Below are 25697 nucleotides of genomic sequence, written 5' to 3' on the forward strand. Positions count from 1 at the left end.
CATTAGGCGGAGGTGCGCGGGATGGTGTCGTCGCTGCGCAGGGTGAAAATCTCGTAGCCGTCAGCCGTGACCAGCAGGGTGTGTTCCCACTGGGCGGAGAGTTTGCGGTCCTTGGTGATCGCGGTCCAGCCATCGCCGAGCAGGCGGGTTTCGGCGCGGCCCTGGTTGATCATCGGCTCGATGGTGAAGGTCATGCCTTCTTTCAGCTCCATGCCGGTGCCGGCGCGGCCGTAGTGCAGGACCTGCGGCTCTTCGTGGAACACCGCACCGATGCCATGGCCGCAGTATTCGCGAACGACCGAGAAACCGTTCTTTTCCGCATGCTTCTGGATCACTTCGCCGATATCGCCCAGGCGCGCGCCGGGACGGACCAGCTGGATGCCCTTGTACAGACATTCCTGGGTGATTTTGGACAGGCGCTCGGCCCACTCCGGCACCTTGCCGACCATGAACATCTTGCTGGTGTCGCCGTGGTAGCCGTCCTTGATCACGGTGATGTCGATGTTCAGGACGTCACCGTCCTTGAGCGGCTTCTCGTTGGGGATGCCGTGGCAGACCACGTGGTTGATCGAGGTGCAGATCGACTTGGGGTAGCCCTTGTAGTTCAGGGGGGCAGGGATCGCCTGCTGCACGTTGACGATGTAATCGTGGCAGATGCGGTCCAGCTCTTCGGTGGTGACCCCGGGCTTGACGTGCTCGCCGATCATCTCCAGCACTTCGGCGGCCAGACGGCCGGCCACGCGCATTTTTTCGATTTCATCGGGCGTCTTGATCGTGACGGTCATGCGTACTCTCTCGGCGCTCAGGGGCGCAGGACAAAATAAGGGAAAGCGGGGATTCTAACAGAGAAGGCGACGGCGGGCGGCACGTGGCGATCTTCCCTCTCTATAATGGCAAGGCAGGCGGCAGTTTGTACTGCGTTGCTTGTAGCCTATCGGGCGTCGTTATGGTATAAAACGCGCCGCTTTACGAGGCAGTCGCCCGAAAGCTTAAACCCACACACGTGTCGACACGATTTCCTGGGTGCCCGCAAGGGTTGGAAATTGGGACGCGTGGAGGCCTAACCCGACTTATCAAGGAACTATCATGTCCCAAGTCAATATGCGCGATATGCTGAAGGCCGGTGTGCACTTCGGCCACCAGACCCGTTACTGGAACCCGAAAATGGGCAAGTACATTTTCGGCGCGCGCAACAAGATTCACATCATCAACCTGGAAAAAACCCTGCCGATGTTCAACGACGCCCTGTCGTTCGTTGAAAAGCTGGCTGCTGGCAAGAACAAGATCCTGTTCGTCGGCACCAAGCGTTCCGCTGGCAAGATCGTTCGCGAAGAAGCTGCTCGTTGCGGCTCCCCGTTCGTCGATCACCGCTGGTTGGGCGGCATGCTGACCAACTACAAGACCATCCGTGCTTCGATCAAGCGCCTGCGCGAGCTGGAAACCCAGTCCCAGGACGGCACCTTCGCCAAGCTGACCAAGAAAGAAGCCCTGATGCGTTCGCGCGATCTGGAAAAACTGGACCGCAGCCTGGGTGGTATCAAGGACATGGGCGGTCTGCCGGACGCTCTGTTCGTGATCGACGTTGACCACGAGCGCATCGCCATCACCGAAGCCAACAAGCTGGGCATCCCGGTCATCGGCGTTGTCGATACCAACAGCAGCCCGGAAGGCGTTGACTACATCATCCCAGGCAACGATGACGCCATTCGCGCCATCCAGCTGTACATGGGTGCAATGGCTGACGCCGTTGTTCGCGGTCGCAGCAACGCTGGCGGCGGCACCGACGAGTTCGTCGAAGAGGCTCCGGCTGCTGAAGCAGCTGAAGGCTGAGCGGTAAGCATCTAGCGTTACTCGCTGCGCAAAAAGGGGGCTAAGCCCCCTTTTTGCCACTCACAGAATTCATCACCCGCCTGTCGGGTGAAATGGTTGAAGACCTACACACGAGGATTTCGAACATGGCAGAGATTACTGCAGCCCTGGTTAAAGAACTGCGCGAGCGTACCGGCCAAGGCATGATGGAGTGCAAGAAGGCTCTGGTTGCTGCTGGTGGCGACATCGAGAAAGCGATCGACGACATGCGCGCTTCCGGCGCCATCAAGGCCGCCAAGAAGGCTGGCAACATCGCCGCTGAAGGCGCCATCGCCGCTCGCGTCGACGGTGGCCGTGGCCTGATCATCGAAGTCAACTCGCAGACCGACTTCCTGGCTCTGCAGGACGACTTCAAAGGTTTCGTGAAGGACAGCCTGAACGAAGCCTTCGAGCAGAACCTGACCGACGCCGCTCCGCTGATCGCTTCGCGCGAATCGGCTCGTGAAGCGCTGGTTGCCAAGTGCGGTGAAAACGTCAACATCCGTCGCCTGACCGCTGTTCAGGGTGATGTGGTCGGTTCCTACCTGCACGGCCACCGCATCGGTGTTCTGGTTGTCCTGAAAGGCGGCGACGCCGAGCTGGCCAAGGACATCGCGATGCACGTCGCAGCGTCCAACCCGGCCGTTCTGAACCCGTCCGACGTATCGGACGAGCTGGTTGCCAAGGAAAAGGAAATCTTCCTGCAGCTGAACGCCGACAAGATCGCCGGCAAGCCGGAAAACATCGTCGAGAACATGGTCAAGGGCCGTATCTCGAAGTTCCTGGCCGAAGCCAGCCTGGTCGAGCAAGCGTTCATCAAGGACCCGGAAATCAAGGTCGGCGCCCTGGCCAAGAAAGCCGGCGCTGAAATCGTCTCCTTCGTTCGTTACGAAGTGGGCGAGGGCATCGACAAGGGTGAAGTCGACTTCGCTGCCGAAGTAGCTGCCCAGCTGGCTGCCAGCAAGCAGTAAGACGGCCGACGCTGTCACCCAGAAGAGGCTGCCCGCTGACGCGTGCGGCCTCTTTTTTCAACCAGGGTGTGGCTAGTCTGTAGAGGTAGGATCGTTTGTACCCGATCGGCACAAACGATCAACGGCGCTGTCGAAGCGCTCGATGAGTGTGGGCCAAGAGCCCGCGAGAATTCTTTACGCCGCAGGAGAGACTGGTAATGGCTCAGCAGGTGAGTGGTCGTCAACCGCGCTACAAGCGCATTCTCCTCAAACTTAGCGGCGAAGCCCTGATGGGGTCGGAAGACTTCGGTATCGATCCCAAGGTGCTTGATCGTATGGCGCTGGAAGTCGGCCAGCTGGTCGGCATCGGCGTGCAGGTCGGCCTGGTGATCGGCGGCGGCAACCTGTTCCGCGGTGCCGCGCTGTCGGCAGCCGGCATGGACCGGGTCACCGGCGACCACATGGGCATGCTGGCGACCGTGATGAACGCCCTGGCCATGCGCGATGCCCTGGAGCGCTCGAATATCCCGGCCATCGTCATGTCGGCGATCTCCATGGTGGGCGTGACCGATCACTATGATCGCCGCAAGGCCATGCGCCACCTGAAAACCGGTGAAGTGGTGATTTTCGCCGCCGGTACCGGTAATCCCTTCTTCACCACCGACTCGGCCGCCTGCCTGCGGGCCATCGAAATCGATGCCGACGTGGTGCTGAAGGCAACCAAAGTGGATGGCGTGTACACCGCCGATCCATTCAAGGACCCACACGCCGAGAAGTTCGAGCACCTGACCTACGATGAAGTGCTCGATCGCAAGCTGGGCGTAATGGACCTCACGGCTATCTGCCTGTGCCGCGACCACAAGATGCCGCTGCGCGTCTTCAACATGAACAAGCCCGGTGCCCTGCTCAATGTCGTCGTGGGCGGCGCCGAAGGTACCCTGATCGAGGAGCATGAAGCATGATCAACGAGATCAAGAAAGACACCCAGGAACGCATGAAGAAGAGCCTGGAGTCGCTGATCCACGCGTTCAGCCGTATTCGTACCGGCCAGGCCCACCCCAGCATCCTGGGCGGTGTGCAAGTGCCTTACTACGGTGCCGATACCCCGCTGAACCAGGTTGCCAGCGTGACCGTCAAGGACGCCCGTACCCTGCAAGTGGTGGCGTTCGAGCGCAACATGCTGACCGCCATCGACAAGGCGATCCAGAGTTCTGGCCTGGGCTTCAACCCGACCAACCTGGGCGAGCTGCTGCTGATCTCCATGCCGGCGCTGACCGAAGAAACCCGCCGTGGCTTCACCAAGCAGGCGCGTGATGCGGCCGAAGACGGCCGTGTGGCAGTGCGCAACATCCGTCGCGACGCCCTGAGCCAGCTGAAAGACCTGGTCAAGGAAAAGGAAATCAGCGAAGACGAAGAACGTCGCGCCGCTGACGACATCCAGAAGCTGACCGACAAGTTCGTGGCGGAAATCGAAGTCGCCGTGAAGCAGAAAGAAGCGGACCTGATGGCCGTTTGACGGTCAGGCTGACTCATGGACAAGACAGCTGGCGGTAATGTGATGGTTGTGCCTCGGCACGTGGCAATCATCATGGATGGCAACAATCGCTGGGCGAAGAAACGCCTGCTGCCCGGTGTCGCCGGGCACAAGGCGGGTGTCGACGCGGTCCGTGCGGTCATCGAGGTGTGCGCCGAGGCGGGCGTCGAAGTGCTCACGCTGTTCGCGTTCTCCAGTGAGAACTGGCAGCGTCCTGCCGACGAGGTCGGGGCGCTGATGGAGCTGTTCCTGAGCGCCCTGCGCCGGGAAACCAAGCGCCTCAACGACAACGACATCAGCCTGCGCATCATCGGTGATCGCTCACGCTTCCACCCGGAATTGCAGGCTGCGATGCGTGATGCCGAGGCGCAGACCGCGGGCGACAAGCGCTTTGTCCTGCAGATCGCGGCGAACTACGGTGGGCAGTGGGATATCGCCCAGGCAGCCCAGCGTCTGGCGCGAGAAGTCCAGGGCGGCCACCTGCGTCCGGACGACATCACGCCCGAGCTGCTGCAGAGTTGCCTGGCCACGGGCGACCTGCCACTGCCGGACCTGTGCATCCGCACGGGTGGCGAGCACCGCATCAGCAACTTCCTGCTCTGGCAACTGGCCTACAGTGAATTGTATTTCTCCGACCTGTTCTGGCCGGACTTCAAACACGACGCCATGCGCAAGGCACTGGCGGATTTTGCCAAGCGTCAGCGTCGCTTTGGAAAAACGAGCGAACAGATAGCGGCTGGAGCCCAGGTCTAATGCTTAAACAACGAGTGATTACCGCGCTGGTGCTGCTGCCTATCGCGTTGGGCGGCTTTTTCCTGCTCGATGGCGCTGCCTTCGCCGCGTTCATCGGTTTCGTGGTCTGCCTCGGTGGGTGGGAGTGGGCGCGTCTGGCCGGCTTCGAGGCGCAATCGCAGCGCGTCGCCTACGCCGCCCTGGTGGGGGGCCTGCTGCTGGCGCTCTACTGGCTGCCCGTGCTGGCGCCGCTGGTGCTGGTTGTCGCCGTGGTCTGGTGGGTCCTGGCGACCCTGGCGGTGATCGGCTACCCCGAGAGCGGCCGTTATTGGGCCGGTGCGCCGGCCAAGCTGCTGATCGGCCTGCTGATCCTGCTTCCGGCCTGGCAAGGGCTGGTGCTGTTCAAGCAGTGGCCGCTGGCCAATTACCTGATCCTGGCGGTGATGGTGCTGGTATGGGCGGCGGATATCGGCGCGTACTTTTCCGGCAAGACCTTCGGCCGGCGCAAGCTGGCGCCCCAGGTCAGCCCCGGCAAGAGCTGGGAAGGGCTGATCGGCGGCCTGCTGACCAGCCTGCTGATCACCGTCGTGGTCGGGATCGTGCGCGACTGGTCGATGACCAGCCTGCTGCTCGCCGTACTGGGCGCGGCGGTGGTGGTACTGATCTCGGTGGTGGGTGACCTGACCGAAAGCATGTTCAAGCGCCAATCAGGCGTGAAGGACAGCAGCAACCTGCTGCCGGGCCACGGTGGCGTGCTGGACCGCATCGACAGCCTGACGGCCGCGATCCCTGTCTTCGCCGCATTGTTGTGGCTGGCCGGCTGGGGCGCGCTGTGACAGCACCCCAGCAGATCACTGTACTGGGAGCCACCGGCTCCATCGGCCTCAGCACCCTGGATGTGATTGCACGGCACCCTGATCGTTACCAGGTGTTCGCGCTGTCGGCGTTCTCCCGTCTCGTCGAGCTCGAAGCCCTGTGCGTCCGCCATCGCCCGCTTTACGCGGTGGTGCCGGACGACGCGGCCGCTCGCGCCTTGCAGGAGCGTCTGCAGGCGTCGGGCCTGGCCACGCGGGTTCTGTCCGGCGAGGCCGGTTTGTGCGAGGTTTCCGAACACCCTGATGTCGATGCGGTCATGGCTGCCATCGTTGGTGCGGCCGGGCTCAAGCCCACGCTGGCCGCCGTCCAGGCAGGCAAGAAGGTGCTGCTGGCCAACAAGGAAGCGCTGGTGATGTCCGGCGCGCTGTTCATGCAGGCGGTGCGCCAGAGCGGTGCGGTGCTGCTGCCCATCGATAGTGAGCACAACGCCATCTTCCAGTGCCTCCCGGGTGACTATGCCCGTGGCCTGGCACCGGTCGGCGTACGGCGGATTCTGCTGACGGCATCCGGTGGGCCTTTCCGCGAAACGCCGCTGGAAACCCTGCTGGAGGTCACACCGGAGCAGGCCTGCGCCCACCCGAACTGGTCCATGGGACGGAAGATTTCCGTCGATTCGGCCAGCATGATGAACAAGGGGCTCGAGCTGATCGAAGCCTGCTGGCTGTTCGATGCCAAACCGGCCCAGGTGGAAGTGGTGATTCACCCGCAGAGCGTGATCCACTCGCTGGTCGATTACATCGACGGCTCGGTGCTCGCCCAGTTGGGCAACCCGGATATGCGTACGCCCATCAGCCACGCCCTGGCCTGGCCGCAGCGCATCGACTCGGGTGTCGCGCCCCTCGACCTGTTCGCCGTCGCGCGCCTGGATTTCCAGGCACCGGATGAGCAACGTTTTCCCTGCCTGCGCCTGGCGCGCGAGGCGGCGGAGGCGGGGGGCACGGCGCCCGCGATGCTCAATGCCGCCAACGAAGTGGCGGTGGCGGCGTTTCTCGAACGGCGCATTCGCTTTCCGGAAATCGCGCGTATCATCGAGAACGTACTGAATACCGAGCCCGTCGTGCCGGTTGAAAGCCTCGACACCGTGCTGTCGGCAGACCGCCGGGCGCGTGAGCTCGCAGGCCAATGGCTCGATCGCGGCCATCGCGGAGAAGACTGATGAGTGCGCTGTATATGATCGTCGGCACCCTGATTGCCCTCGGGGTGCTGGTCACGTTCCACGAATTCGGTCATTTCTGGGTGGCACGCCGCTGCGGGGTCAAGGTCCTGCGCTTCTCCGTCGGCTTCGGCAGCCCCCTGGTCCGCTGGCATGACCGCCAGGGCACCGAATTCGTCATCGCCGCCATTCCCCTGGGCGGCTACGTGAAGATGCTCGACGAGCGCGAGGGTGACGTTCCGCCCGAGCTGGCCGAGCAATCCTTCAATCGCAAGACCGTTCAGCAGCGCATTGCCATCGTTGCTGCGGGTCCGATCGCCAACTTCCTGCTGGCCCTGCTGTTCTTCTGGCTGGTGGCAATGCTGGGCAGCCAGCAGGTTCGCCCGGTCATTGGCGCCGTGGCGCCCGACAGCCTGGCTGCTGAGGCTGGCCTGGTGGCCGGCCAAGAAATCGTCGCGGTGGACGGCGAAGCGACCAGTGGCTGGTCGGCGGTCAACTTGCAACTGGTTCGTCGCCTGGGCGAGAGCGGTACGCTGCTGGTCAGCGTCCGTGACGAAGGCTCCACCGCTGACAGTGTGCGTCAGATCGACCTGCGCGACTGGCAGAAAGGTGTGGACGAGCCCGATCCGATCGGCTCCCTGGGCATCCGCCCCTGGCGCCCAACGCTGCTGCCGGTTCTGGCTGAGATCGATCCGAAAGGGCCGGCCAAGGCGGCAGATTTGCGAGCTGGTGACCGTCTGCTGTCGCTCGATGGCGAGCCGCTGGACGAATGGCAGCAGGTGGTGGACCGGGTCCGCGCCATGCCGGGCCAGACCGCCGTGCTGGCGGTCGAACGCGAGGGGCGCCAGTTCGAGGTCAGCGTGGTGCTCGCCGCCCGCGGCGAAGGCGAGGCGCGCACCGGCTATCTCGGGGCAGGTCCCGAGGGCGCCGAATGGCCGGCCGAGATGCTTCGCGAGGTCAGCTATGGCCCGCTCGAAGCGGTGGCGGAAGGGGCGCGTCGTACCTGGACCATGAGCCTGCTGACCCTCGATTCCCTGAAGAAAATGCTGTTCGGGGAGCTCTCGGTAAAAAACTTGAGCGGGCCGATAACCATTGCTAAAGTGGCGGGCGCTTCGGCCGAGTCGGGTTTGGGGGATTTCCTTAATTTTCTCGCCTACTTGAGCATAAGCCTGGGGGTTCTCAATCTGTTGCCGATCCCTGTGCTGGACGGGGGGCATCTGCTTTTTTACCTGGTCGAGTGGGTGCGTGGTCGTCCACTGTCCGAACGGGTTCAAGGTTGGGGGATGCAGATAGGCATCAGCTTGGTGATCGGCGTCATGCTACTGGCACTGGTCAACGACCTGGGTCGTCTGTAACCGCTACTGAATTGCAAATCTGTCGCCTAGGGCGGCAGATTTTTTATCGTCAGTTGGAATAAGAAAGGACTTCATGAAACGTCTGCTGCTACCTGCGGTACTTGCCGCATTGATGATCGCCGAAGTTCACGCCGAGTCCTTCACTATCTCCGATATCCGCGTCAACGGCCTCCAGCGCGTGTCCGCCGGTAGCGTCTTCGGTGCATTGCCCCTGAACGTGGGCGAGCAGGCCGATGACCGCAACCTGGTCGAGGCGACCCGCGAGCTGTTCAAGACCGGCTTCTTCCAGGACATCCAGCTGGGCCGCGATGGCGACGTCCTAGTCATCACCGTGGTAGAGCGTCCGTCGATCTCCAGCATCGAAATCGAAGGCAACAAGGCGATCACCAGCGAGGACCTGCTCAAGGGCCTGAACCAGTCCGGTCTGGCCGAAGGCGAGATCTTCCAGCGCGCCACCCTCGAAGGCGTGCGCAACGAGCTGCAGCGTCAGTACGTGGCCCAGGGCCGTTATTCCGCCGAGATCGAAACCGAAGTGATCCCGCAGCCGCGCAACCGTGTGGCACTGAAGATCAACATCAACGAAGGTTCGGTCGCCGCGATCCAGCACATCAACGTGGTCGGCAACAGCGTTTTCCCTGACGAAGACCTGATCGACCTGTTCGAGCTGAAGACCACCAACTGGCTGTCCTTCTTCAAGAACGACGACAAGTACGCCCGCGAAAAACTCTCCGGTGACCTGGAGCGCCTGCGTTCCTACTACCTCGATCGCGGCTATATCAACATGGATATCTCCTCGACCCAGGTATCCATCACCCCGGACAAGAAGCACGTCTACATCACGGTCAACGTCGATGAGGGCCAGAAGTACACCGTTCGCGAAGTCAAACTCACCGGTGACCTCAAGGTGCCGGAAGAAGAAGTCCGCGCCCTGTTGCTGGTCAAGGAAGGTCAGGTCTTCTCGCGCAAGGTGATGACCACCACCTCCGAGCTGATCACCCGCCGCCTGGGTAACGACGGCTACACCTTCGCCAACGTCAACGGCGTGCCGGAAGCCCATGACGAAGACGACACCGTGTCGATCACCTTCGTCGTCGACCCGGGCAAGCGTGCCTACGTCAACCGCATCAATTTCCGTGGCAACACCAAGTCGGAAGACGAAGTGCTGCGCCGCGAAATGCGCCAGATGGAAGGCGGCTGGGCCTCGACCTACCTGATCGACCAGTCCAAGACCCGTCTCGAGCGCCTGGGCTTCTTCAAGGAAGTCAACGTCGAAACCCCGCAGGTACCGGGTACCGACGACCAGATCGACGTCAACTACAGCGTGGAAGAGCAGGCCTCCGGCTCCATCACCGCCAGCGTGGGTTTTGCCCAGAACGCCGGTCTGATCCTGGGCGGTTCGATCACCCAGAACAACTTCCTCGGTTCGGGTAACCGCGTCAGCCTCGGCCTGACCCGCAGCGAATACCAGAGCCGCTACAACTTCGGCTTCGTGGACCCCTACTGGACCGCGGACGGTGTGAGCCTGGGCTACAACGCCTTCTACCGCACCACCGACTACGACGAACTCGATGTCGACGTATCCAGCTACTCCGTGGACAGCCTGGGTGCCGGTATCAGCATCGGCTACCCGATCAGCGAAACCTCGCGCCTGACCTACGGCCTGACCGTTCAGCAGGACGACATCAACACCGGCCTGTACACCGTCGACGAGATCTTCGACTTCGTCGAGCAGGAAGGTGACAGCTACCTGAACTTCAAGGCATCGGTGGGCTGGTCGGAATCGACCCTCAACCGTGGCGTACTGGCCAACCGTGGCCATTCGCAGAGCCTGGTGTTCGAAACCACGATTCCGGGCAGCGACCTGTCGTTCTACAAGATCGACTACCGTGGCCAGGTCTTCACACCGCTGACCGACACCTACACCATGCGCTTCCACACCCAGCTGGGCTATGGCGACGCGTTCGGTTCCACGGCTGAGCTGCCGTTCTACGAGCACTACTACGCCGGTGGTTTCAACTCCGTGCGCGGCTTCGAAGACAGCAGCCTGGGCCCACGCAGTACGCCGAGCCGCGGCAACCGTCCGGGCACCATCATGGACCCCGATCAGGATCCGCTGCCGTTCGGTGGTAACGTGTTGATCCAGGGCGGTGCCGAACTGCTGTTCCCGCTGCCGTTCGTCAAGGACCAGCGTTCGCTGCGGACCGCGCTGTTCTGGGATGTGGGTAACGTCTTCGACACCAACTGCACGTCCAGCCAGAAGCGCCTGAGCGACAGTTGCGACATCGACGTCGGCAACCTGGCCAGCTCGGTCGGTGTCGGCCTGACCTGGATCACCGCCCTCGGCCCGCTGAGCTTCAGCCTGGCGATGCCGGTGGTCAAACCAGACGATGCCGACACCCAGGTATTCCAGTTCTCCCTCGGTCAGACGTTCTAAGCGTCTGACTACCGAACACCCACAGTTTTTGCAGGAGTTGCATCGTGCGTAAGTTGACTCAACTGGTTCTGTTAAGTGCCGCTCTGCTGGCAACTCCAGCCTTCGCTGAAATGAAAGTGGCCGTACTCAACTATCAAATGGCACTGCTCGAGTCCGACGCGGCCAAGCGTTATGCCGTGGACGCCGAGAAGAAGTTCGGCCCCCAGCTGAACAAGCTCAAGACCCTGGAAAGCGACGCCAAGCGCATCCAGGACCGTCTGGTCAAGGACGGCGAGAAGATGCAGACCGCCGAGCGTGAGCGTCTGGAGCTCGAATTCAAGCAGAAGGCCCGTGACTTCCAGTTCCAGTCCAAGGAGCTGAACGAAGCCAAGGCCGTCGCCGACCGCGACATGCTGAAGAAGCTCAAGCCGAACCTGGACAAGGCCGTTGAAGAAGTCATCAAGAACGGCAACTTTGATCTGGTGCTCGAGCGCGGTGCGGTGATCGATGTCAAACCTCAGTTCGACATCACTCGCCAAGTCATCGAGCGCATGAATCAGCTGCGCTGATCATGACGGCAGGTGTTTTTACTCTCGGTCAGTTGGCCGAGCGTCTGGGGGCCACCGTGCGTGGCTCCGCAGACACACTCATCAGCGGCCTGGCCACTCTTCAAGAGGCCGGGCCGACTCAGCTGAGCTTCCTGGCCAATCCGCAGTACCGCAAGTTCCTGCCTGACTGTCAGGCAGGCGCTGTCCTGCTCACGGCTGCCGATGCGCAAGCCTATACCGGTAACGTGCTGGTCGTGGCCAACCCCTACCTGGCTTATGCGCAGCTGTCCCACCTGTTCGACCGCAAGCCCCAGGCGGGTGCCGGTGTGCATGCGACCGCGCAGGTCGCGGCGGACGCCCATGTCGACGCCAGCGCCAGCATCGGTGCCTATGCGGTGATCGAGAGCGGTGCCCATGTCGCAGCCGGTGTCACGGTCGGTGCCCACTGCGTGGTGGGTGCCCGTTCGAGGATCGGCGAAGGCGGGTGGCTTGCGCCGCGTGTCACGCTGTACCACGACGTGAGCATTGGTAAGCGGGTGGTCATCCAGTCGGGGGCCGTCATCGGCGGTGAAGGCTTCGGCTTCGCCAACGAAAAGGGCGTCTGGCAGAAGATCGCCCAGATCGGCGGCGTGACCATCGGCGACGATGTGGAGATCGGTGCGAACACCACCATCGACCGTGGTGCGCTCTCCGATACCCTGATCGGCAACGGCGTGAAGCTGGATAACCAGATCATGATCGCGCACAACGTGCAGATCGGCGACAACACCGCCATGGCGGGATGCTGCGGCATTTCCGGCAGCACCAAGATCGGGCGCAACTGCATGATCGCCGGCGGTGTCGGCATGGTCGGGCACATCGAGGTGTGCGACAACGTGTTCGTCACCGGCATGACCATGGTGACGCGCTCGATCACCGAGCCAGGCGCCTATTCTTCCGGTACCGCCATGCAGCCGGCGGGCGAGTGGAAGAAAAGTGCAGCGCGAATTCGTCACTTGGACGACATGGCGCGGCGGCTGCAACAACTGGAAAAACAGTTGGCCGCCGTGACCCAAAGCGGGAACGCCTCATCTGATGCCTGAACCGGTCATCAGCGCCGCGTTCCCCTCTTTTTACTACAGGCTTCTCTGGAAATGATGGACATCAACGAAATTCGCGAATATTTGCCGCACCGCTATCCGTTCCTGCTGGTGGACCGGGTGGCCGACCTGGATGTTGAAGGCAAGTCCATTCGTGCCTATAAGAATGTCAGCATCAATGAGCCATTCTTCAATGGTCATTTTCCTGAGCATCCAATCATGCCGGGCGTCCTGATCATCGAAGCCATGGCCCAGGCGGCCGGTATCCTCGGTTTCAAGATGATGGGTGTGAAGCCGGCCGACGGCACCCTTTACTATTTCGTGGGCTCGGACAAGCTGCGTTTTCGCCAGCCCGTCGTGCCTGGTGACCAGTTGATCCTCGAAGCACGCTTCCTGAGCAGCAAACGCAGCATCTGGAAGTTCGAGTGCAAGGCGAGTGTCGATGGCAAGGAAGTCTGCTCTGCCGAAATCATCTGTGCGGAACGCAAGCTATGAGTTTGATTGACCCTCGCGCCATCATCGACCCCAGTGCCAGGTTGGCCGACGACGTCGTCGTCGGCCCTTGGTCCATTGTCGGGGCTGATGTGGAGATCGGCGAGGGTACGGTCATCGGCCCCCACGTGATACTCAAGGGGCCGACCAGAATCGGCAAACACAACCGTATCTACCAGTTTTCGTCGGTGGGCGAAGACACGCCCGACCTGAAGTACAAGGGTGAACCCACGCGCCTGGTGATCGGCGATCACAACGTGATCCGCGAAGGCGTGACCATTCACCGGGGCACCGTTCAGGACCGCAGCGAGACCACCCTGGGTGATCACAACCTGATCATGGCCTACGCCCACATCGGTCACGACAGCGTCATCGGCAACCACTGTATCCTGGTCAACAACACCGCCCTGGCGGGCCATGTGCATGTGGATGACTGGGCGATCCTGTCCGGCTACACCCTGGTGCATCAGTTCTGCCATATCGGCGCCCACAGCTTCTCCGGCATGGGTACCGCCATCGGCAAGGACGTGCCGGCCTACGTCACGGTGTTCGGCAACCCCGCCGAGGCCCGCAGCATGAACTTCGAAGGCATGCGCCGCCGGGGTTTCAGCGCCGAGGCCATCGCCGCCCTGCGTCGCGCCTACAAGGTGGTCTATCGCCAGGGTCTGACCGTGGAGCAGGCACTCGCCGAACTGGCGGAGTCCTCCGCGCAGTTCCCCGAAGTCGCCGTGTTCCGCAATTCCATCCAGGCTTCCAGCCGCGGCATTACCCGCTAACCCATGGCCGGTGTATTGCGTGTTGCGCTGGTAGCGGGTGAGGCTTCCGGCGACATCCTCGGTTCAGGCCTGATGCAGGCACTCAAGGCGCGTCACCCTCAGGTCGAGTTCATCGGCGTGGGTGGCCCGTTGATGCAGGCCCAGGGTCTGAACTCCTATTTCCCCATGGAACGCCTGGCGGTGATGGGGCTGGTCGAAGTGCTCGGCCGCCTGCCTGAACTCCTGTCCCGGCGCCGCCGCCTGGTACGCGACCTGATCGCGGCCAAGCCGGACGTCTTCATCGGCATCGATGCCCCCGACTTCAACCTTGGCCTTGAGCTCAAGCTGCGTCGTGCGGGGATCAAGACCGTGCACTACGTCAGCCCGTCGGTATGGGCCTGGCGGCAGAAGCGGGTGCTGAAGATCCGCGAAGCCTGCGACCTGATGCTGACGCTGTTCCCCTTCGAGGTGCAGTTCTACGACGAGCACCAGGTGCCGGTACGCTTCGTGGGGCATCCGCTGGCCGACACCATCCCGCCCCAGGCCGATCGTGCGCAGGCCCGTGAGGCGCTGAACCTGCCAGCCGATGTGCCAGTGGTGGCGCTGATGCCGGGCAGCCGTGGCGGTGAAGTGGCGCGCCTGGGGGCGTTGTTCCTCGACGCGGCCGTACGCCTGCGTGCTTTGCGCCCGGGCATCCATTTCGTACTGCCCTGTGCAACGCCGGAACGACGCGAGCAACTCGAGCAGTTGCTCAGTGGCCGTGACCTGCCGCTGACCTTGCTCGATGGCCGTTCCCACGAAGCGCTGGCCGCCTGCAACGCGGTGCTGATCGCCTCGGGCACCGCCACGCTGGAGGCCTTGCTCTACAAGCGGCCGATGGTGGTGGCGTACAAGGTCGCCCCGCTGACCTACAAGATTCTGCGGCGCCTGGTGAAGAGCCCCTATATCTCGCTGCCCAACCTGCTGGCCCAGCGCCTGCTGGTCCCTGAGCTGATCCAGGATGCCGCGACGCCCGAAACCCTGGCCCAGGTGCTGGCACCGTTGCTGGAAGGCGGAGAGGTGCAGACCGAAGGCTTCGACGTGATTCACCGCGCCCTGCGCCGGGATGCGTCGGTGCAGGCGGCCGATGCCGTGCTGGCCCTGGTGGAGCGCGCCTGATGCAGTTGGGCCTGGATTTCAGCCTGGTGCAGGAGCTGGTGGCCGGTGTGGACGAGGTCGGCCGCGGCCCGCTGTGCGGAGCCGTGGTGACGGCTGCCGTCATCCTCGACCCGTTGCGGCCCATTCTCGGGCTCAACGACTCGAAGAAACTCACCGAAGCCCGACGCGAGCTGCTGTTCGATGAAATCCGCGAAAAGGCCCTGGCCTGGTGCATTGCCCGGGCCGAAGTGGAAGAGATCGATCAGTTGAACATCCTGCACGCCACCATGCTGGCGATGCAGCGTGCCGTCGAAGGCCTGAGTATCACGCCCAAGCTGGCACTGATCGATGGCAACCGCTGTCCACGCCTGCAGGTGCCCAGTGCTGCGGTGGTCAAGGGGGATAGCCAGGTCCCGGCCATCGCCGCTGCGTCGATTCTGGCCAAGGTCAGCCGCGACCGTGAAATGCACGCCATGGATGCGCTGTACCCGGGCTACGGCCTGGCCGGTCACAAGGGCTACCCGACGCCCACTCACCTGGACGCCCTGCGTCGCCTGGGGCCTACGCCGATCCATCGGCGCTCCTTCGCCCCGGTTCGCGCCCTGCTGGAGGACGTGACCTGGAGCGAGCGCGCGGCGGCGGTGGTCGTCTGACGCTATTCGTTGCAAGTGATCAGCCGTGGGCTGATGTTTCGCAGAAGGCCCGGTACAATCCGGGCCTTGTCTTTTTCGTGTTTTGTATAGGACTGCCATGACCGCTTCGTTTGTCCACCTGCGCCTGCACACCGAGTACTCCCTGGTCGACGGGCTGGTGCGGGTCAAGCCGCTGATCAAGGCGGTGGCGGGCGCTGGCATGCCAGCGGTGGCGGTCACCGACCAGAGCAACATGTGCGCCCTGGTGAAGTTCTATAAGACCGCGATGGGCGCCGGGGTCAAGCCGATCTATGGCGCCGATATCTGGATGGCCAGTGCCGACGAAGACGGCCCGCTGAGCCGTCTGACGCTGCTGGCGATGAACGCCCAGGGTTATCGCAACCTCACGGAGCTGGTTTCCCGTGGCTGGATGGAAGGGCAGAGCAACGACCTGGTGATCATCCAGCGTGACTGGGTGAAGGCCGCTGCCGAGGGGCTGATCGCGCTGTCCGGCTCCAAGGAAGGGGAGATCGGCCAGGCGCTGCTCGACGGCAACCAGGCCGAGGCCGAAGCCTTGCTGCGCGAGTGGCTGGAGGTCTTTCCCGACCGCTTCTACCTGGAGGTGCAGCGCACCAGCCGGGTCAACGACGAAGAACACCTGCATGCCGCGGTGGCCCTGGCCGACAAGGTCGGCGCGCCGCTGGTGGCGACCAACGACGTGCGTTTCATCAAGCAGGACGATTTCGCCGCCCACGAAACCCGCGTGTGCATCGGCGAGGGCCGCAGCCTGGATGACCCGCGGCGCCTGCGTAGTTACTCCGATCAGCAGTACCTGAAAACCCCCGAGGAAATGTGGGAGCTGTTCAGCGACCTGCCCGAGGCGCTGGAGAACACGGTCGAGATCGCCAAGCGCTGCAACATCGATGTGCAGCTGGGCAAATACTTCCTGCCGGACTTCCCCACGCCCAACGGCATGGGGATCGATGACTACCTGCGCCACGCCTCCTTCGAGGGGCTGGAAGAGCGCCTGGCTGTGCTCTGGCCGAAAGAGACCACGCCGAACTACGAAGAAAAGCGCCAGGTGTATGTCGATCGCCTGAATTTCGAGCTCGACATCATCATCCAGATGGGCTTCCCCGGTTACTTCCTGATCGTAATGGACTTCATCAAGTGGGCGAAGAACAACGGCGTGCCGGTAGGTCCCGGCCGGGGTTCGGGTGCCGGCTCGCTGGTGGCCTACGTGCTGAAGATCACCGACCTCGACCCGCTGGCCTACGACCTGCTGTTCGAACGCTTCCTCAATCCGGAGCGGGTCTCCATGCCCGACTTCGACGTCGACTTCTGCATGGACGGCCGCGACCGGGTGATCGACTACGTGGCCGACAAGTACGGCCGCAACGCCGTGAGCCAGATCATCACCTTCGGCTCCATGGCGGCCAAGGCCGTGGTGCGCGACGTGGCGCGGGCCCAGGGCAAGTCCTACGGCCTGGCGGATCGCCTGTCGAAGATGATTCCGTTCGAAGTGGGCATGACCCTGGAAAAGGCCTTCGAGATGGAGGAGCCGCTGCGCGACTTCCTCAAGGTCGACGAAGAGGCCGCCGAAATCTGGGAAATGTCGCTCAAGCTCGAAGGCATCGTGCGCGGTACCGGCAAGCACGCCGGGGGTGTGGTGATCGCGCCGACCAAGCTGACCGACTTCTCGCCGATCGCCTGTGACGAGGAGGGTGGCGGCCTGGTGACCCAGTTCGACAAGGACGACGTCGAGCAGGCCGGCCTGGTGAAGTTCGACTTCCTCGGCCTGCGGACCCTGACCATCATCAAGTGGGCGATGGAGACCATTCACCGTATCCAGAAACGCGATGGTGCGTCGGATGAAGAACTGGTCAATATCGACTTCATCCCGCTGGATGACAAGCCGACCTACGCGATGCTGCAGAAGGCGGAAACCACCGCGGTCTTCCAGCTTGAATCGCGCGGCATGAAGGAGCTGATCAAGAAGCTCAAGCCCGACTGCCTGGAAGACATGATCGCACTGGTGGCGCTGTTCCGTCCGGGCCCGCTGCAATCAGGCATGGTGGACGACTTCATCAACCGCAAACACGGCCGTGCCGAGTTGTCCTACCCGCACCCCGATTACCAGTACGCGGGCCTGGAGCCGGTGCTCAAGCCCACCTACGGGGTCATCCTGTACCAGGAACAGGTGATGCAGATCGCCCAAGTCATGGCGGGCTATACCCTGGGTGGTGCGGACATGCTGCGCCGCGCCATGGGTAAGAAGAAACCCGAGGAAATGGCCAAGCAGCGCGGCGGTTTCATCGAGGGCTGCGCCAACAACGGCATCGATGCCGACCTGGCGGGCAACATCTTCGACCTGGTGGAAAAGTTCGCCGGTTACGGTTTCAACAAATCCCACTCCGCCGCCTATGGCCTGGTGTCGTACCAGACGGCCTGGCTCAAGGCCCATTACCCGGCGCCATTCATGGCCGCGGTGCTGTCGGCGGATATGCACAACACCGACAAGGTGGTGATCCTGGTCGAAGAGTGCCGCAACATGAAGTTGCGCATCGACCCGCCGGACGTCAACGTCTCCGAATTCAAGTTCACCGTGAACGACGACGGCCGCATCGTCTACGGCCTGGGTGCGGTGAAGGGCGTGGGCGAGGGGCCTGTGGAGGCGATCGTCGAATCGCGCCAGAACGGCCCGTTCAAGGACCTGTTCGACTTCTGCTCGCGGGTCGACCTCAAGCGCATCAACAAGCGGACCCTGGAAGCCCTGGTGCGCAGCGGCGCGCTGGACCGCCTGGGGCCGCATTTCTACGACGAGATCAAGGCCTACCAGGCCAACATCGACCGCAACCGGGCCGTGCTGCTGGCGGCCATGGAAGAGGCCGTGCAGGCTGCCGAGCAGACCGCACGCAGCCACGACAGCGGCCACATGGACCTGTTCGGTGGCGTGTTCGCCGATACCGACAGCGATGTCTACGTGAACCACCTCAAGGCGCGCGAGATGTCGCTCAAAGAGCGACTGAAGGGGGAGAAGGACACTCTCGGCCTGTACCTCACCGGGCACCCGATCGATGAATACGAAGGCGAAGTGCGGCGTTTCGCCCGCCAGCGCATCATCGACCTCAAGCCGGCCCGTGACACGCAGACCGTGGCGGGGCTGATCGTCAACCTGCGGGTGATGAAGAACAAGAAGGGCGACAAGATGGGCTTCATCACCCTGGACGACCGCTCCGGGCGAATCGAGGCCTCGCTGTTCGCCGATGCCTTCGCCAGCAACCAGGCGCTGCTGCAGAGCGACGCGCTGGTGGTGGTGGAAGGGGAGGTGAGCAACGACGACTTCTCCGGTGGCCTGCGCCTGCGCGCCAAGCGGGTGATGAGCCTGGAAGAGGCGCGCACCGGCCTGGCGGACAGCCTGCGCCTGAAGGTCGCGAGTACGGCGCTCAAGGGCGATCGCCTGCGCTGGCTGGCGGACCTGTGCGGCAAGCACAAGGGCGCCTGCCCGATCACCCTGGACTACACCGGTGAAGACGCCAAGGCACTTTTGCAGTTCGGCGAAGGCTGGCGAATCGACCCGGCTGACAGCTTGATTCAGGCATTGCGTGACCAGTTCGGCCGCGACAACGTCTTTTTGCACTACCGCTGATTTGCGAGGCCTGGGCCTCGCCTGTCAGTCACGACACTTGATAGGCTTTGCGCGTGGGTACGCCCGTGCACAAGCTGGTGTCGACCTGAATGCGCCTGTTCCTATAAGGTAGGCGCGAAACGGATACAGCTCCCGGCCGCTTGGCCGTCGACGCAAGACGGATGACTATGAACCCGAATTTCCTCGATTTCGAACAGCCGATCGCCGACCTGCAAGCCAAGATCGAAGAGCTTCGCCTGGTCGGTAACGACAACTCGCTGAACATCAGCGACGAGATCGCCCGCCTGCAGGACAAGAGCAGCGCCCTGACCGAAAGCATTTTCGGCAACCTGACCAGCTGGCAGATCGCACAACTGGCTCGCCACCCGCGCCGCCCGTACACCCTCGATTATCTGCAGCACATCTTCACCGAGTTCGACGAACTGCACGGTGATCGCCACTTTTCCGATGACGCCGCCATTGTCGGCGGTGTCGCGCGCCTGAATGGCGAGCCGGTCATGGTCATCGGCCACCAGAAGGGCCGTGAAGTCCGCGAGAAGGTACGCCGCAACTTCGGCATGCCGCGTCCTGAGGGCTACCGCAAGGCGTGCCGCCTGATGGAAATGGCCGAGCGCTTCCAGATGCCGATCATCACCTTCATCGACACCCCTGGTGCCTACCCGGGCATCGATGCCGAAGAGCGTGGCCAGAGCGAGGCGATCGCCTGGAACCTGCGCGTCATGGCACGCCTCAAGACCCCGATCATCGCCACCGTGATCGGTGAAGGCGGCTCGGGCGGTGCACTGGCCATTGGCGTCTGCGACCAACTGAACATGCTGCAGTACTCCACCTATGCGGTGATCTCGCCGGAAGGCTGCGCCTCGATCCTGTGGAAAACCGCAGAAAAGGCGCCGGACGCCGCCGAAGCCATGGGCATCACGGCCGAGCGCCTGAAAGGCCTGGGCATCGTCGACAAGGTGATTGGCGAGCCCCTGGGCGGCGCGCACCGTGACCCGGCGGCCGCAGCCGAGTCGATTCGCCAGGAGCTGTCCGAGCAACTGACCATGCTGAAAGGCCTCGACACCGACGCGTTGCTGGCCCGTCGCTACGAGCGCCTGATGAGCTACGGCGCGGTCTAAGTGAACCTGGCCGCCAAGGTGCTGGGGAACCTGGCTCCTTGGCGCGATGCGCCAGCCTGGCGCATCGCCCTGTCCGGCGGCCTGGATTCCACCGTTCTGCTGCACCTGTTGGCCAGTCTCGCGCAACGCGAGGCGTTACCGCCGCTGTCCGCCCTTCATATCCATCATGGTTTGCAAACCAGTGCCGATGCCTGGCCGGCGGCCTGTCAGCGCCTGTGTGACGCATTGTCGGTTCCTTTGCAGGTGATCCCTGTGCGGGTTGCATCGGGCGCCAGCGTCGAGCGGGCAGCGCGTGAAGCACGGTATGAGGCGTTGCAGGCGACGCTGGGCGCTGGCGAGGTGCTGTTCACCGCGCACCATGCTGACGATCAGGCTGAAACCCTGCTGTTCCGTCTGCTGCGCGGTGCTGGCGTGTCGGGCCTGGCTGGCATGCCCGAGGTGCGCACGCTCGGCACGGGCCAGCTGGTTCGGCCGCTGTTGAACTGCGCGCGGGCCGAGCTTCAGGCCTATGCCGAGGCGCACGGTCTGTCTTGGGTCGAGGACCCCTCCAATTCCGATGAGCAACTGTCGCGCAATTACCTGCGCCAGCAGGTGGTGCCGGCCTTGCGCACGCGCTGGCCGGCGGTCGTTGAGAACCTGGTGCGCACCGCCGGGCATATGACAGAGGCAACCCAGTTGCTCGATGAACTGGCAGCCTCGGACCTGAGTGCGGCGCAGGTGGCCGGCGAACGCTACCTGCCACCGTTGCCGTGCCTGTCGCTGTCGGCTCTGCGCAGTTTGAGCGAGGCCCGGCAACGCAACGCCCTGCGCCATTGGTTGCGCCCCTGGACGCAGATGCCGGACACCGCCCATTGGGCTGGCTGGCAGGCCTTGCGCGATGCCGCGCCCGATGCCGCGCCTGCCTGGCGGTTGCAGGCCGGCGAACTGCGGCGAACCGACGAACGGTTGTGGTGGCTCACGGGCATCTGGTTGCGCGATCCGGTGATGCCGGCGATGGCCGTACCCGGCAATGTCTTTCAGGCACTGCCGGGCAATGGTCAGGTGCGTATCGAAGGTCGATTGCCGGCCGGCGACTGGCAGCTGGCCTATCGGCAGGGTGGCGAGCGGATGCTGGTGGCGGGGCGCGGCAGTCGCGACCTGAAACGCCTGCTCAACGAGCGCCAGGTCCCGGCGTTCCTGCGCCAGCGGCTGCCGTTGCTGTTGTGTGACGGTGAGCTGCGGGCGGTGGCCAACCTGCCGGGTCTGGACGGCGACCCGCAGGGGCAGTGGCGCGTGCAGTGGCAGCCCCCGACGAACGATCCAGGTTTGAGCTGGTAAGGCCTTTCCGGTAGACTACGCTCCCGTCTTATCACAGCTTTTGCCGATTCCAATTTCCCGAGGGAACGGAGTCGATGATCGCTTGTTCAATTACGGCAGTGTTCGTAATTGTGGGCTCCGGCCTACCTTCGCTTTCCCCGGCGGCGCAGACCGCTTAAACGCAGACTTCTAGGGTTTTTCATGACGCGCTACATCTTCGTCACGGGTGGTGTTGTTTCTTCATTGGGGAAAGGCATCGCTTCGGCTTCATTGGCGGCTATCCTGGAGGCGCGGGGCCTGAAGGTCACCATGCTGAAGCTGGATCCTTACATCAACGTCGATCCGGGCACCATGAGCCCGTTCCAGCATGGTGAAGTGTTCGTCACTCATGATGGCGCCGAGACCGACCTCGATCTGGGTCACTACGAGCGCTTCATCCGCACCACCATGACCCAGAACAACAACTTCACCACCGGCCGCGTCTACGAAGACGTGCTGCGCAAAGAGCGCCGTGGTGATTACCTGGGCGCGACCATCCAGGTCATTCCGCACATCACCGACGAGATCAAGCGCCGCATCATCAAGGGTGCCGGCGACGCCGACGTCGCGATGGTCGAAATCGGCGGTACCGTGGGCGACATCGAGTCGCAGCCGTTCCTCGAGGCGATCCGCCAGCTGCGTGTGGAAGTGGGCGCCAAGCGCGCCATGCTGATGCACCTGACCCTGGTGCCGTACATCGCCACGGCCGGCGAGACCAAGACCAAGCCGACCCAGCACTCGGTGAAGGAGCTGCGCTCCATCGGCCTGCAGCCGGACGTGCTGATCTGCCGCTCCGACCACCCGGTCGACGTGTCGTCGCGCCGCAAGATCGCCCTGTTCACCAACGTCGAAGAGCGTGCGGTGATCTCCCTGGAAGACGTCGACACCATCTACAAGATCCCGTCGGTACTGCATGCCCAGGGTCTGGATGACTTCGTCGTCGAGCGCTTCGGTCTGGAGTGCGGCGGTGCCGACCTGTCCGAATGGGACCGCGTGGTCGATGCCAAGCTGAACCCGGAAAAAGAAGTCAACATCGCCATGGTCGGCAAGTACATGGAGCTGTTGGACGCGTACAAGTCGCTGATCGAAGCGATGAGCCACGCCGGCATCCAGAACCGTACCAAGGTCAATCTGCGTTACATCGATTCCGAAAACATCGAGAACAAGGGCACCGCGCTGCTCGAAGGCGTCGACGCCATTCTGGTGCCGGGCGGTTTCGGCCTGCGTGGCGTGGAAGGCAAGATCAAGACCGTGCAATACGCCCGTGAGAACAAGATCCCGTACCTGGGTATCTGCCTCGGCATGCAGGTCGCGGTCATCGAGTTCGCCCGCAACGTGCTGGGCTGGACCGATGCCAACTCCACCGAATTCGATACCTCCAGCCAGCACCCGGTGGTCGGCCTGATCACTGAATGGCAGGACGCGACCGGCGTGACCGAGCAGCGTACCGACGCCTCCGACCTGGGCGGCACCATGCGCCTCGGTGCCCAGGACTGCCAGCTGGTGTCCGGTTCGCAGGTGCACGCCTGCTACGACAAGGCGGTCATCGTCGAGCGCCACCGTCACCGTTACGAAGTCAACAACACCCTGCTGCCGCAACTGGTCGACGCCGGCCTGAAGATCACCGGCCGTTCCGGTGACGGCGCGCTGGTCGAAGTGGTCGAGGCTCCGGACCATCCATGGTTCGTCGCCTGCCAGTTCCACCCGGAATTCACCTCGACGCCGCGTGACGGCCACCCGCTGTTCAGCGGTTTCGTCAACGCCGCCCTGGCGCATCAAGCGAAGAAGGCTTAACGCATGGCGCAGAAGATCATTCGTGTCGGCAACATCGAAATTGCCAACGACAAGCCGTTCGTGCTGTTCGGTGGCATCAATGTCATCGAATCGCGGGACCTGGCCATGCGTGCCTGCGAAGAGTACGTGCGGGTAACCGAGAAACTCGGCATCCCCTACGTGTTCAAGGCCAGTTTCGACAAGGCCAACCGGTCTTCCGTGACCTCCTTCCGCGGCCCAGGCCTGGAAGAGGGCATGAAGGTCTTCGAAGAAGTGAAGAAGACCTTCGGCGTGCCGGTGATTACCGACGTCCACGAGCCGTTCCAGGCGCAGCCGGTGGCCGATGTCTGCGACATCATCCAGTTGCCGGCCTTCCTGTCCCGTCAGACGGACCTGGTCGTGGCCATGGCCAAGACCGGCGCGGTCATCAATATCAAGAAGGCCCAGTTCCTCGCGCCCCAGGAAATGAAACACATCCTGACCAAGTGCGAAGAAGCGGGTAACGATCAGTTGATCCTGTGCGAGCGGGGCTCCTCGTTCGGCTACAACAACCTGGTCGTGGACATGCTCGGCTTCGGCATCATGAAGCAGACCCACTACCCGGTGTTCTTCGACGTGACCCATGCCCTGCAGATGCCGGGCGGTCGTGCCGATTCCGCTGGCGGCCGCCGTGCCCAGGTCACCGACCTGGCCAAAGCCGGCATGAGCCAGGGCCTCGCCGGGCTGTTCCTCGAAGCGCACCCGGACCCGGACAACGCCAAGTGCGATGGCCCGTGCGCCCTTCGTCTGGACAAGCTGGAGCCGTTCCTCACCCAGCTCAAGCAGCTGGATGATCTGATTAAGAGTTTTCCGGCCATCGAGACTGCCTAAACCGGCCGTTCTTCGGTAAAGTGCCGCTCGGAATAATCTGACCGTTGAGTCAATTAAATGCCGCTGGTGAGCTGACAGGTTCACCCGCGGCGTGCGATATCCACCCGGTGGTACGTTTTCGTCAACTTTTGGAGTGCTAAACGCAATGGCAAAGATCGTCGACATCAAAGGCCGTGAGGTTCTCGACTCCCGTGGCAACCCGACCGTGGAAGCCGATGTGATCCTCGACAACGGCATCACCGGTAGCGCCTGTGCGCCGTCCGGTGCTTCCACCGGTTCTCGCGAAGCGCTTGAACTGCGTGATGGCGACAAGAGCCGTTACCTGGGCAAGGGCGTGCTGAAGGCCGTGGCCAACATCAACGGCCCGATCCGTGACCTGCTGCTGGGCAAGGACCCGGTCGACCAGAAAGCCCTCGACCGCGCGATGATCGAACTCGACGGTACCGAGAACAAGGCCAAGCTGGGCGCCAACGCCATCCTCGCCGTGTCCCTGGCTGCCGCCAAGGCCGCAGCCCAGGACCAGGACCTGCCGCTGTACGCGCATATCGCCAACCTGAACGGCACCCCGGGCCAGTACTCCATGCCGGTGCCGATGATGAACATCATCAACGGTGGCGAGCACGCCGATAACAACGTCGACATCCAGGAGTTCATGGTTCAGCCGGTTGGCGCCAAGACCTTCTCCGACGGCCTGCGCATGGGCACCGAGATCTTCCATCACCTCAAGGCCGTGCTGAAGGCCCGTGGCCTGAACACCGCCGTGGGTGACGAAGGCGGCTTCGCGCCGAACCTGACCTCCAACGAAGACGCCCTGGCCGCCATCGCCGAAGCCGTGGCCAACGCCGGCTACAAGCTGGGCACCGACGTGACCCTGGCCCTGGACTGCGCCGCCAGCGAATTCTACGAAGGCGGCAAGTACAACCTGTCCGGCGAAGGCAAGTCGTTCGACGCCGAAGGCTTCGCCGAGTACCTGAAAGGCCTGACCGAGCGTTTCCCGATCATCTCGATCGAAGACGGCCTGGACGAGTCCGACTGGGCAGGCTGGAAAATTCTCACCGACAAGATCGGCAGCAAGGTGCAGCTGGTGGGTGACGACCTGTTCGTGACCAACACCAAGATCCTCAAGCGCGGCATCGACGAGTCGATCGGCAACTCGATCCTGATCAAGTTCAACCAGATCGGCTCGCTGACCGAAACCCTGGAAGCCATCCAGATGGCCAAGGCTGCCGGTTACACCGCCGTCATCTCCCACCGCAGCGGTGAGACCGAAGACAGCACCATCGCCGACCTGGCCGTGGGCACTGCCGCTGGTCAGATCAAGACCGGCTCCCTGTGCCGTTCCGACCGCGTGTCCAAGTACAACCAGCTGCTGCGCATCGAAGAGCAACTGGCTGGCAAGGCACCGTACCGGGGCCGTGCCGAGTTCCGTGGTTGACCACAGTCGTGGT

The 25697-nt window shown here is 63.0% G+C and carries 22 protein-coding genes; 21 read left to right on the forward strand and 1 reads right to left on the reverse strand.

The window, feature by feature from the left end:
• Positions 1 to 2: 2 nt before the first annotated feature.
• Positions 3 to 785: a type I methionyl aminopeptidase gene (gene map, locus N5C28_RS15325; protein WP_279823569.1), complete on the reverse strand. Its 783-nt coding sequence runs from the start codon at positions 783 to 785 to the stop codon at positions 3 to 5.
• 301 nt (positions 786 to 1086) lie between these two features.
• Here map and rpsB point away from each other — a divergent pair, with 301 nt between their 5' ends.
• The 21 genes from rpsB (at position 1087) to eno (ending at position 25684) form a co-directional block, all read left to right on the forward strand.
• The gene (gene rpsB / locus N5C28_RS15330; RefSeq protein WP_279823571.1) at positions 1087 to 1830 is read left to right on the forward strand and encodes a 30S ribosomal protein S2; all 744 of its coding nucleotides are present in this window, start codon (positions 1087 to 1089) and stop codon (positions 1828 to 1830) included.
• Between the two features lie 125 nt (positions 1831 to 1955).
• Complete coding sequence (gene tsf / locus N5C28_RS15335) at positions 1956 to 2819, forward strand: translation elongation factor Ts (protein ID WP_279823573.1); 864 nt, start codon at positions 1956 to 1958, stop codon at positions 2817 to 2819.
• Positions 2820 to 3016: 197 nt separating this feature from the next.
• Entirely contained in the window at positions 3017 to 3760 is a 744-nt protein-coding gene (gene pyrH, locus N5C28_RS15340) for a UMP kinase (protein WP_279823575.1), read from the forward strand.
• Positions 3757 to 4314 (forward strand): ribosome recycling factor, encoded by a 558-nt coding sequence (gene frr, locus N5C28_RS15345; protein WP_279823576.1) that lies wholly within the window; start codon positions 3757 to 3759, stop codon positions 4312 to 4314. Before pyrH ends, frr begins: the two co-directional genes overlap by 4 nt.
• Before the next feature lie 15 nt (positions 4315 to 4329).
• Positions 4330 to 5085, forward strand: coding sequence for a polyprenyl diphosphate synthase (gene uppS / locus N5C28_RS15350; protein ID WP_279823578.1), 756 nt, complete (start codon positions 4330 to 4332; stop codon positions 5083 to 5085).
• Positions 5085 to 5900 carry a phosphatidate cytidylyltransferase gene (locus N5C28_RS15355; RefSeq protein ID WP_279823580.1) on the forward strand — a complete coding sequence of 272 codons (816 nt, stop codon included), beginning with the start codon at positions 5085 to 5087 and terminating at the stop codon, positions 5898 to 5900. The genes uppS and N5C28_RS15355 overlap by 1 nt, the downstream gene beginning before the upstream one ends.
• Positions 5897 to 7096: a 1-deoxy-D-xylulose-5-phosphate reductoisomerase gene (gene ispC, locus N5C28_RS15360; protein WP_279823582.1), complete on the forward strand. Its 1200-nt coding sequence runs from the start codon at positions 5897 to 5899 to the stop codon at positions 7094 to 7096. The genes N5C28_RS15355 and ispC overlap by 4 nt, the downstream gene beginning before the upstream one ends.
• A complete protein-coding gene (rseP, locus tag N5C28_RS15365; RefSeq protein ID WP_279823584.1) occupies positions 7096 to 8448 on the forward strand; it encodes a sigma E protease regulator RseP in 1353 nt (450 codons plus the stop codon). Before ispC ends, rseP begins: the two co-directional genes overlap by 1 nt.
• Before the next feature lie 73 nt (positions 8449 to 8521).
• Positions 8522 to 10882, forward strand: coding sequence for an outer membrane protein assembly factor BamA (bamA, locus tag N5C28_RS15370; RefSeq protein ID WP_279823586.1), 2361 nt, complete (start codon positions 8522 to 8524; stop codon positions 10880 to 10882).
• A gap of 44 nt (positions 10883 to 10926) precedes the next feature.
• The gene (locus N5C28_RS15375) at positions 10927 to 11430 is read left to right on the forward strand and encodes an OmpH family outer membrane protein (RefSeq protein ID WP_279823587.1); all 504 of its coding nucleotides are present in this window, start codon (positions 10927 to 10929) and stop codon (positions 11428 to 11430) included.
• Positions 11430 to 12491, forward strand: coding sequence for a UDP-3-O-(3-hydroxymyristoyl)glucosamine N-acyltransferase (gene lpxD / locus N5C28_RS15380; protein WP_279823750.1), 1062 nt, complete (start codon positions 11430 to 11432; stop codon positions 12489 to 12491). The genes N5C28_RS15375 and lpxD overlap by 1 nt, the downstream gene beginning before the upstream one ends.
• Positions 12492 to 12542: 51 nt before the next feature.
• Positions 12543 to 12983 carry a 3-hydroxyacyl-ACP dehydratase FabZ gene (gene fabZ, locus N5C28_RS15385; RefSeq protein WP_279823589.1) on the forward strand — a complete coding sequence of 147 codons (441 nt, stop codon included), beginning with the start codon at positions 12543 to 12545 and terminating at the stop codon, positions 12981 to 12983.
• The gene (gene lpxA, locus N5C28_RS15390; RefSeq protein WP_279823591.1) at positions 12980 to 13756 is read left to right on the forward strand and encodes an acyl-ACP--UDP-N-acetylglucosamine O-acyltransferase; all 777 of its coding nucleotides are present in this window, start codon (positions 12980 to 12982) and stop codon (positions 13754 to 13756) included. The genes fabZ and lpxA overlap by 4 nt, the downstream gene beginning before the upstream one ends.
• Before the next feature lie 3 nt (positions 13757 to 13759).
• Positions 13760 to 14893, forward strand: a complete 1134-nt coding sequence (lpxB, locus tag N5C28_RS15395) for a lipid-A-disaccharide synthase (protein WP_279823592.1) — start codon at positions 13760 to 13762, stop codon at positions 14891 to 14893.
• Complete coding sequence (rnhB, locus tag N5C28_RS15400) at positions 14893 to 15525, forward strand: ribonuclease HII (RefSeq protein WP_279823593.1); 633 nt, start codon at positions 14893 to 14895, stop codon at positions 15523 to 15525. The genes lpxB and rnhB overlap by 1 nt, the downstream gene beginning before the upstream one ends.
• A gap of 97 nt (positions 15526 to 15622) precedes the next feature.
• The gene (gene dnaE, locus N5C28_RS15405; protein WP_279823594.1) at positions 15623 to 19153 is read left to right on the forward strand and encodes a DNA polymerase III subunit alpha; all 3531 of its coding nucleotides are present in this window, start codon (positions 15623 to 15625) and stop codon (positions 19151 to 19153) included.
• A 167-nt stretch (positions 19154 to 19320) separates the two neighbouring features.
• Complete coding sequence (locus N5C28_RS15410; protein ID WP_279823596.1) at positions 19321 to 20271, forward strand: acetyl-CoA carboxylase carboxyltransferase subunit alpha; 951 nt, start codon at positions 19321 to 19323, stop codon at positions 20269 to 20271.
• Positions 20272 to 21588: a tRNA lysidine(34) synthetase TilS gene (gene tilS, locus N5C28_RS15415; RefSeq protein WP_279823597.1), complete on the forward strand. Its 1317-nt coding sequence runs from the start codon at positions 20272 to 20274 to the stop codon at positions 21586 to 21588.
• A gap of 180 nt (positions 21589 to 21768) precedes the next feature.
• Positions 21769 to 23400 carry a CTP synthase gene (locus N5C28_RS15420; protein ID WP_279823598.1) on the forward strand — a complete coding sequence of 544 codons (1632 nt, stop codon included), beginning with the start codon at positions 21769 to 21771 and terminating at the stop codon, positions 23398 to 23400.
• A 3-nt stretch (positions 23401 to 23403) separates the two neighbouring features.
• A complete protein-coding gene (gene kdsA, locus N5C28_RS15425) occupies positions 23404 to 24249 on the forward strand; it encodes a 3-deoxy-8-phosphooctulonate synthase (protein WP_279823599.1) in 846 nt (281 codons plus the stop codon).
• A gap of 145 nt (positions 24250 to 24394) precedes the next feature.
• Positions 24395 to 25684 carry a phosphopyruvate hydratase gene (eno, locus tag N5C28_RS15430; protein WP_279823600.1) on the forward strand — a complete coding sequence of 430 codons (1290 nt, stop codon included), beginning with the start codon at positions 24395 to 24397 and terminating at the stop codon, positions 25682 to 25684.
• Positions 25685 to 25697: the final 13 nt, after the last annotated feature.

This window comes from Pseudomonas sp. GD03944 (genome assembly GCF_029839275.1).
Classification (GTDB): Bacteria; Pseudomonadota; Gammaproteobacteria; order Pseudomonadales; family Pseudomonadaceae; genus Aquipseudomonas.

What these genes read in the sequence shown, in the direction of transcription:
- N5C28_RS15355 (WP_279823580.1), top strand. Translation starts at nt 5,085, where the DNA reads ATGCTTAAACAACGAGTGATTACCGCGCTGGTGCTGCTGCCTATCGCG.
- dnaE (WP_279823594.1), top strand. Translation starts at nt 15,623, where the DNA reads ATGACCGCTTCGTTTGTCCACCTGCGCCTGCACACCGAGTACTCCCTG.
- N5C28_RS15420 (WP_279823598.1), top strand. Translation starts at nt 21,769, where the DNA reads ATGACGCGCTACATCTTCGTCACGGGTGGTGTTGTTTCTTCATTGGGG.
- bamA (WP_279823586.1), top strand. Translation starts at nt 8,522, where the DNA reads ATGAAACGTCTGCTGCTACCTGCGGTACTTGCCGCATTGATGATCGCC.
- fabZ (WP_279823589.1), top strand. Translation starts at nt 12,543, where the DNA reads ATGATGGACATCAACGAAATTCGCGAATATTTGCCGCACCGCTATCCG.
- rseP (WP_279823584.1), top strand. Translation starts at nt 7,096, where the DNA reads ATGAGTGCGCTGTATATGATCGTCGGCACCCTGATTGCCCTCGGGGTG.
- pyrH (WP_279823575.1), top strand. Translation starts at nt 3,017, where the DNA reads ATGGCTCAGCAGGTGAGTGGTCGTCAACCGCGCTACAAGCGCATTCTC.
- eno (WP_279823600.1), top strand. Translation starts at nt 24,395, where the DNA reads ATGGCAAAGATCGTCGACATCAAAGGCCGTGAGGTTCTCGACTCCCGT.
- uppS (WP_279823578.1), top strand. Translation starts at nt 4,330, where the DNA reads ATGGACAAGACAGCTGGCGGTAATGTGATGGTTGTGCCTCGGCACGTG.
- map (WP_279823569.1), bottom strand. Translation starts at nt 785, where the DNA reads ATGACCGTCACGATCAAGACGCCCGATGAAATCGAAAAAATGCGCGTG.
- rnhB (WP_279823593.1), top strand. Translation starts at nt 14,893, where the DNA reads ATGCAGTTGGGCCTGGATTTCAGCCTGGTGCAGGAGCTGGTGGCCGGT.
- kdsA (WP_279823599.1), top strand. Translation starts at nt 23,404, where the DNA reads ATGGCGCAGAAGATCATTCGTGTCGGCAACATCGAAATTGCCAACGAC.
- lpxB (WP_279823592.1), top strand. Translation starts at nt 13,760, where the DNA reads ATGGCCGGTGTATTGCGTGTTGCGCTGGTAGCGGGTGAGGCTTCCGGC.
- lpxA (WP_279823591.1), top strand. Translation starts at nt 12,980, where the DNA reads ATGAGTTTGATTGACCCTCGCGCCATCATCGACCCCAGTGCCAGGTTG.
- tsf (WP_279823573.1), top strand. Translation starts at nt 1,956, where the DNA reads ATGGCAGAGATTACTGCAGCCCTGGTTAAAGAACTGCGCGAGCGTACC.
- N5C28_RS15410 (WP_279823596.1), top strand. Translation starts at nt 19,321, where the DNA reads ATGAACCCGAATTTCCTCGATTTCGAACAGCCGATCGCCGACCTGCAA.
- rpsB (WP_279823571.1), top strand. Translation starts at nt 1,087, where the DNA reads ATGTCCCAAGTCAATATGCGCGATATGCTGAAGGCCGGTGTGCACTTC.
- frr (WP_279823576.1), top strand. Translation starts at nt 3,757, where the DNA reads ATGATCAACGAGATCAAGAAAGACACCCAGGAACGCATGAAGAAGAGC.